This is a genomic window from Candidatus Nanosyncoccus nanoralicus (genome assembly GCF_004138405.1).
Classification (GTDB): Bacteria; Patescibacteriota; Saccharimonadia; order Saccharimonadales; family Saccharimonadaceae; genus Nanosyncoccus; species Nanosyncoccus nanoralicus.
Genome location: NZ_PRLL01000023.1, coordinates 1 through 8,290 on the forward strand (window position 1 = coordinate 1; position 8,290 = coordinate 8,290).

An 8,290-nucleotide genomic window follows, 5' to 3' on the forward strand; every position below is an offset into this window, starting at 1 on the left:
GCATCGTGGCATCACCAGCGGTGACATTGGCCACGATGCTCCTTATTACACCGTTTGATCCATCAACTATTCAGGCCATTGCCTCAGCCATTCGTGCTGACCAGACACTGGGCCTTAACCCAGCAGATGATGGCCGTGTAGTTCGCGTACCAGTTCCACCACTCACTGAAGAACGTAGGAAGGAAATTGTAAAATCTGCTTCAGCCAAAGTTGAGGAAGCTAAAGTAGCTCTTCGCAAAGTACGTGATGATGCCAGAAAAGAATTAAAATCCGCCGAAGATCTCTCTGAAGACGTCAAGAAACGCGGCGAAAAAGAAATCGATGAACTAATCAAAAATTACTCAGGCAAAATTGATGAACTCTTCAAGACTAAAGAAGCCGAAATTATGAAAATTTAGTCACCTTTATTAAATTAAGCTGTTCTAGAGACAGAACAGAGACATGGTATAATTAATCTATGACAACAATTAGCGACTACAGGGATGAGCGTTTACGTAAACTATCAGAGATCAAAAACCTCGGTATCGATCCGTATCCAGCACACTCAAACCGTGACACCAAAATTTCTGAAATCTTAGAGAACTTTGAATCTCTTGATCAAAAAGAAGTAACCATTGCTGGACGTATTACCGCCATCCGAAGCTTCGGTAAACTAGCTTTTGTAAAAATCCGCGATTATTTTGGCGAGATTCAGCTCTTCATGAAGCAATCTGACGATATAAAAGAAGGTTTACTCTCCGTTAAAACTCTTAAACTCCTCGATCTTGGTGATTTTATCGAAGCAACTGGACTTGTTGGTAAGTCTCAAACTGGTGAAATCTCCGTTTTTACCGACGCAGTGCGCCTCCTAACTAAAGCCCTCCGCCCATTACCTGGCCGCGATGGCTTCACTAATAAAGAAGAGCGTTACCGTCGACGTTATGTTGACATGAACGTTAACCCCGAAGTGCGAGAACGCCTCGTTCGTCGTAGTCGTTTTTGGCAAGCCACCCGTGATTTCATGAATGAGCACGGATTTATTGAGATTAACACCCCAATTCTTGAACACACCACTGGTGGAGCTGACGCCGCACCCTTTGTCACGCACATGGATGCCCTAGACGAAGATTTCTACCTACGCATCTCACAAGAACTCCCTCTAAAACGTTTACTTGGTGCAGGCTTTGAAAAAGTTTACGATATTGGCCCTCGCTTCCGTAATGAAGGTGTTGACGACGAACATCTTCCAGAACATATTGCCTTCGAATCTTATGCTGCCTTCGAAGATTACCGAGACGGCATGGACTTTTATGAAGAGATGATTAAATATGTTGCCATGAAAACCTGGGGCACCTTACAATTCACCGTTGGTGGTTTTGAAATTGACCTGTCACAAAAATGGCCACGCATTAAATACGCTGATCTCATCAAGCAGCATTTTGATATCGACGTCTTTAACCCAGATCGCGCCAAAATCGTACAGATTCTTAAGGCCAATAATGTTGAAGTCAAACCAAACCAAGCAGATTCTCGATTGATTGATAACTTATGGAAACTTATCCGCAAAGAATCCGGCGGTCCATTCTGGTTAATCGAAGAGCCGCTCAGTCTCTCACCACTCGCCAAAATCTCTCCAGATAACCCCCTAGTTACCGAACGATTCCATCCAGTTATTGCAGGTACCGAAATGGGGAATGGCTATTCTGAATTAAATGATCCGATCGATCAGCTTGCCCGTTTTGAAGAGCAGCAGGCCATGCGTGATTCTGGCGATGATGAAGCTCAAATGCTTGATATGGACTTTGTTGAAATGCTCGAATACGGCATGCCACCTGCCTGTGGATGGGGTAACTCTGAACGCAATTTCTGGCTGCTTGAAGGTGTCTCCGGCCGCGAGGCCGTACCATTCCCGATCATTAAACGCAAAACCGACAATTAACTGATAACCCAAAAGAAAAGAGGTAAAAATGTTAGATATTAATTTCATTAGAGCCAATCGCGAATTAGTACAACATTCTATCAACGAAAAAATGTACAAAAATATTGACCTCGATAAATTGTTTGCTCTTGATGATCAAAGAAAATCCACCCTCCAAGAAGTAGAATCCCTTCGTAAAGAACGAAACCAGAATACAGAGTCAATGAAAGGTGGCAAACCCACTGAAGAACAAATCAATCGTGGTAAAGTCCTTAAGGAACAAATTGCAACCTTAGAGGCAAAATTAAACGATGAAGAGACAAATTTTAAAAATCTTCTCAAAGCTGTACCTAATATTATTTTTGAAGACGTGCCACTGGGTGACGAAAGTGCTAGCGTTGAGGTCGCAAAATGGGGTGAGCAAAAAGCCGAAGGCGTTGATCACCTAGATTACGCCACCTCAAGAGACTGGGTTGATTTTGAACGCGGCACTAAGGTTGCTGGTGCCAAATTCTACTACATCAAAGGCGGCCTAGCTTTACTTGAAAACGCCTTAATTCAATTCGGTATTAAAAAAGTCACCGAACATGGTTTTACTCTCATGGATGTCCCAGATATGGTAAACTCCCGCGTACTTGAAGGAACTGGTTTTGCCCCAAGAAGCTCTGAACAGAGCGACGAATACTATATCGAAGGCGAAGATCTTGCCATGATTGCAACCGCTGAGATGCCAATCACTGGCTATCACATGGATGAAATCATCGACGAAGATAAACTTCCTCTCTTCTATGCTGGTTTTTCTGCCTGTTTCCGTAAAGAGGCCGGCACCTACGGCAAACATACACGTGGTCTCTTCCGGGTTCATCAATTCAATAAATTAGAAATGTATTCTTTCTGTCTTCCAGAACAGAGTAAAGAAATTCATGAAAAAATTCGTGCTATCGAAGAAGAGATTTGGCAAGAACTAGGTATCCCATATCACATCATCAATATAGCCGCCGGAGACCTCGGAGCACCCGCCGCTAAGAAATACGACATCGAATACTGGTCACCAGTTGATCAAAAATATCGCGAACTCACCAGCTGTTCAAACTGTACTGATTTCCAAGCCAAAGGCCTTAATATCCGTGTACGACGCAAAGATGGTACCATTGAAACCCTTCACACCCTCAACGGTACTGCCATTTCTCTTGCCCGCACCATGGTGGCCGTCATCGAAAACTTTGCCGAGAAAGATGGCAAACTCAAAGTACCTGCTGTCCTTAAACCATATCTTGGGGTTGACGAGTTATAAATCAATTAATTATTACTTGATATGGTAAAATAAGCGAAAGGAGTATATATGATTGAAAAAATTGATATTAGCGGCAGTAACTACAAAGTTGAAGAAAGCTTTCAAAAATACGCCACCAAGCGCATTGGTAAATTAGATCGTTACCTTCCACGTGGTAGCAAAAAAGATGTTGTTGCAAAGATTGTTGTCACCGAGGTAAACCGTTCACACGGTAACAAATATGAAATTTCTGTAGCAATGGAGATTCCAGGTGGAAAGGTTATTGCAGCCAAGGATGAGTGTTCAAATGTTTTTGCTGGTATTGATATTCTTGAAGCAAAATTAACCGGTCAAATTCGTCGCTATAAGATTGAGACTAATCCACACCTACGTAAAAATCCTATCCTCCGCCTCTTTCGTCGCGAAAAGTAAGGATTAATCAAGAAAATATCATTTAAAACTGCATGGATCATTAATTCATGCAGTTTTTATGATAAAATACATTCATAATATAATACTGTTTTTGGAGGTTTTGACTGACTATGTCGAAAAAAGTAAAAAAAGAAAAGAAGCCAACCGACAAATTGGCTGATAAGACCCTAACCACTCGTGTACTCCAAGGAGTTTTTGGCGATCCTGAAAAACGGAATCTTAAGCGCATGAAAAAAATCGTGCAGGGTATTAATAAGCTTGAGCCAAAATATCAAGCTATGTCTGACCAGGAGCTACAAGAACAGACCAATATCCTAAAAGAGCGCCTACTAAATCTTCGCAAAAAAGCTGAAGCTAAAGTTGCCCTTGCTAAACAGGCTAAGGCAACTGAAAAACCCCAAAAATCTAAGAATCATAGTCAAAGTCAACCAACATCTCTAGCCAAGGAAGAAGACAAAGTTCTTGACCAACTCTTACCTGACGCCTTCGCTCTTGTTCGTGAATCCACTTTCCGCGTTCTCGGTATGCGCCATTTTGATGTTCAACTTATCGGCGGTATCGTACTCCATGAAGGTAATGTCGCTGAAATGAAAACTGGTGAAGGTAAAACTCTTGTAGCGCTTCTCCCTTCCTATCTTAATGCCTTAACCGGACGCGGTGTTCACGTAGTTACCGTTAATGACTACCTCGCACAACGTGATGCCGGTTGGAATGCTCCAGTCTATCACTTTCTTGGACTTAGTATCGGCGTAATTATTGCCGATGCCAGCTTCATCTATGATCCAGAATACATCAACGAAGACCACGATGACGAACGCATGCAGCACCTTAAGCCTTGCACGAGAAAAGAAGCTTATGCCGCCGATGTTACTTATGGTACCAATAACGAGTTTGGCTTTGATTATCTACGCGACAATATGGTTAATGAGGTTGATTTCCTCAGGCAACGTGAATTAAACTTTGCCATTGTAGATGAGGTTGACTCCATTCTCATCGACGAGGCTCGCACCCCTCTCATTATTTCTGCTCCTGCAGGCGATAATCCAGACTCCTATTATCAATTTGCAAAAGTCGTCGCTAAGCTCGACTCCGCAGACTATATACTTGATGAAAAACACAAATCCGTCACCCTTACAGACCAGGGAATCGAAAAAGTCCAACGCATGCTTGGTGTTGAAAATCTTTATTCGGCCGAAAACTCTCGTCTTGTCTATCATCTCGATCAAGCTCTTCGCGCCCAAGTTGTCTTTAACCGTGATCGAGACTACGTCGTGACTAACTCAGGTGAAGTAATCATCGTTGACGAACACACCGGTCGTCTCATGCATGGCCGTCGTTACAATGAAGGCCTTCATCAGGCAATCGAAGCTAAAGAAGGCGTAGTAGTTAAAGAAGAGTCAATGACCCTCGCCACCATCTCCTTCCAGAATTTCTTCCGCCTCTATCGTAAGCTTTCCGGCATGACCGGTACTGCCTTTACCGAAGCTGAAGAGTTCCAGCAAATTTATGCTCTTGATGTTATTCAAATTCCACCAAACCGACCTATTATCCGTATCGATAAAGACGACCTAATCTTCCGCACTGAAGCTGGAAAAATCCGCGCCATCATTAAAGCAATTCAGGAATATCACGCCAAAGGTTTACCTATCCTCGTAGGCTCTGCAAGCATCGTTAAAAACGAATTAATCGCCAAACATCTTGATGAGGTTGGATTAAAGTATGAAATATTAAACGCCAAAAATAACGAGCGTGAGGCTGCTATTATTGCAAAGGCCGGGAAAAAGGGAGCAATCACTCTTGCTACCAATATGGCTGGACGTGGTACAGACATCAAACTTTCTGATGAAGTCAAGAAAATGGGCGGTCTTGTCGTGATTGGTTCTGAAAGACATGACTCACGCCGTGTTGACAATCAGCTCCGTGGTCGTGGTGGTCGTCAGGGAGATCCCGGTATCACTCAATTCTTCGTCTCTTGTGAAGACGATCTCATGCGTATCTTCCAAGGCATGCAGCTTGGCAACATCCTTCGCTATGTTGGTCTTGACGAAGACACCCCAATCCAGAATCGCGCAGTTACACGTAATCTAGAAGCCGCACAACGTCGCATTGAAGGTTTTAACTTTGATTCTCGTAAAAACGTCGTTCAATACGACAACGTTATTAATCGTCATCGTCGAGTCGTCTATCTTATGCGTCGAAAAATTCTTGAAGGAGAAAATATCTCCCAAGAAATCAAGCGTCTCATGAAAGAGGCCACCGAAGATCTCACCATCGAGAGCTCTCGCGTTAATAAGAAATTCAAACAGAATTTCCTCCAAGTATTCAACATTGACCCAGAACTTGTCGAAACAATTGGCCAAATGCGTAAATCCGCAGATCGTGCCAAGCTTGCCCTCACGGCAGTCAGCGAGGCTTACGCTTCTCAAGAATTAGATTTTGGTGCCGACGTCATGCGACGAATTGAACGTGAAGTATACCTCAAAGTTCTCGACGCCCTCTGGATGCAACACCTTGAGAATATGCAACACCTTCGCGAAGGTATTCACTGGCGATCAATCGGTCAAAGAGATCCGCTAGTTGAATATCGCACCGAGTCACAAAAACTCTTCGAAGGCTTGCAAAAGAATCTACGCGAAGAAGTTCTCAAGATTCTTCTCAGCATTACCAAACAAGAAGCTATTGCTACCGACGTAATTGATGGCGAAGAATATGACACCGAACTCACTCAAATGGCCGAATCCGCTACCAATAAGGGCGTAAATACTATTGAATCTGGCGTTAAAAATCTTGATGATGAATTTAAAACCGGTTCAAACAACAAAAATAATCTAAATCAAGAACGTAATGCTGCTCGTAAATCAAAAAAGAAACAGCGTCAGAACAAGAAGCATAACAAGCACTAGTCATGAAACATTTTGTTGAAGAAATCGAGCTAAAAAACGGCGCGAGAGGACTTCTTATTGATGTCCCCGGTGCTTCCGTGATGAATATTAAGGTTCAATTCCGTGGCGGTATGCGTTTCGCTAAAACCCCGGACCTCTACGAGATTGCCCATGTTGTTGAGCACCTTAGTTTTGGCGCTAACTCCGTCTTTCCTGACGAACAAGCCTACGAAGCCGACTTCACTAAAAATGGTGCTTATCACAACGCCTGGACCTCAGACTATTCTGTCTGTTATGAAGCCGAATGTGCTGATTTTGAATGGGAACGCATCTTAAATCTAGAACGCATTGCCATCACTTCACCAAAATTTAATGAAGATGAACTTAGAAGTGAAAAAGGTAACGTTAAAGCTGAACTGACCGGTTATATGAATGATTATGCTCGGCTTCTGTGGCCAAGGCTTCAAAAAGCTATCGGCGAAGATGTTCCCAACCTTAAAGAGCGTCTTGCTACAATCAATAATATCGAGCTTAAGGATATTCGCGAACATTATCGTCGCACTCATACCGCAAAAAACATGCGTTTTATTATTGCTGGACAAATTAAACACCGTAAAAAGGAAATTTTGCGTAATCTTGAAGATTGGGACCTCAAAGAAGGTAAGCGTTTTGAAATCCCCAAAGATAAATTGCACTCTTCTCCAGCTATTCTCGTAAAAAGAAAGGATGCCAGTAATATTACATTTGGTTTTTCTATGGTCACCCCTAGACGATTATCTAGCCAAGAAACTCAAGCCATGGGTGCACTCAACCATATCCTCAATGGCACCATGAGTAGTCGTATTTTTGGCCAAGCCAGAAAACGTGGCCTTGTTTATGGAATGGGTAGTGGCATCAATAGCAGTAAACATTATTCATCTTGGGACTTTGATGGCGAAGTGAATCTTGAGACTGCTGACGAACTTTTCTCCCTTATTCAAATCGAAATGGTAAAAGCCCTCAATGGTGAAATTTCTGACGAAGAAATTGAAGCTGTTAAAACCTACGCCCAGGGACGCTACCAGATGGGAGCACAGACCGTCAGCCAAATCTCTGACTACTATACCGATGATTATTTTATGACCGAAAAATTTGAACTCTACGATGATTTCCCTCAAATCATTAAAGAGATCAATAAACCATCTATTGTTGAGTTAGCTAGAGAATTTGCTGGCTCCGGCATACATGCTTTTGTGACTGTTGGCTCTGTTGAAAAATCCGTTATCAACCAGCTTGCTGAATCGCTTAATTTCTAAAACCATTAAAAACCAAGTATAATAGAGCTATGAATATTGCAATTTTAGGTCATGGACTTGAGGGGCAAGCCGTAGAAGCTTATTTTAAAACCCACTCATTAGAAGCTAGTCCCAATCATTTTACTTTTTTTGACCATTTCGAGGATCACCAAATTCCAGATTTTCACTTAGAGAATTTTGATCTTGTTTTTCGTAGCCCTTCTGTTCATCCTCAATTTATTTTAGAACCAGAGCAGCGTGGTAAATCCCAGAATTGGACCTCAATTACCAACTATTTCTTTGAAAATTGCAAAGCACCGATCATTGGCGTTACCGGTACCAAAGGGAAGGGAACTACCTGTTCCATTATCACAAATCTACTCCGTCAATTTCCGGAACGTTTCAATAATATTCATCTTGTTGGCAATATTGGCACGCCAGCCATCCTCGAGTTAGACAAAATCACTGAAAAGGATTTAGTTGTTTATGAGATGAGTAGTTTTCAATGCTGGGATCTCCGAAAATCTCCTCA

General features: G+C 42.4%; 7 protein-coding genes. All 7 read left to right on the forward strand.

The genetic code is table 11. The features are described from left to right. The coding region (locus G3KMM_RS02580; RefSeq protein WP_164998492.1) for a ribosome-recycling factor at nucleotides 1-398 on the forward strand (398 nt) is incomplete at its 5' end. A gap of 59 nt (nucleotides 399-457) precedes the next feature. Next, entirely contained in the window at nucleotides 458-1,918 is a 1,461-nt protein-coding gene (gene lysS / locus G3KMM_RS02585; protein WP_129605196.1) for a lysine--tRNA ligase, read from the forward strand. A 28-nt stretch (nucleotides 1,919-1,946) separates the two neighbouring features. Continuing rightward, on the forward strand, nucleotides 1,947-3,191 hold the full coding sequence (gene serS / locus G3KMM_RS02590) for a serine--tRNA ligase (RefSeq protein ID WP_129605199.1): 1,245 nt from the start codon (nucleotides 1,947-1,949) through the stop codon (nucleotides 3,189-3,191). A 48-nt stretch (nucleotides 3,192-3,239) separates the two neighbouring features. Further along, on the forward strand, nucleotides 3,240-3,602 hold the full coding sequence (gene hpf / locus G3KMM_RS02595; protein WP_129605202.1) for a ribosome hibernation-promoting factor, HPF/YfiA family: 363 nt from the start codon (nucleotides 3,240-3,242) through the stop codon (nucleotides 3,600-3,602). A gap of 110 nt (nucleotides 3,603-3,712) precedes the next feature. Further along, nucleotides 3,713-6,505: a preprotein translocase subunit SecA gene (secA, locus tag G3KMM_RS02600; RefSeq protein WP_129605205.1), complete on the forward strand. Its 2,793-nt coding sequence runs from the start codon at nucleotides 3,713-3,715 to the stop codon at nucleotides 6,503-6,505. A gap of 2 nt (nucleotides 6,506-6,507) precedes the next feature. Then, complete coding sequence (locus tag G3KMM_RS02605) at nucleotides 6,508-7,779, forward strand: M16 family metallopeptidase (protein WP_129605208.1); 1,272 nt, start codon at nucleotides 6,508-6,510, stop codon at nucleotides 7,777-7,779. 29 nt (nucleotides 7,780-7,808) lie between these two features. Further along, on the forward strand, nucleotides 7,809-8,290 hold a 482-nt coding region (locus G3KMM_RS02610), incomplete at its 3' end, for a Mur ligase family protein (RefSeq protein ID WP_206660647.1).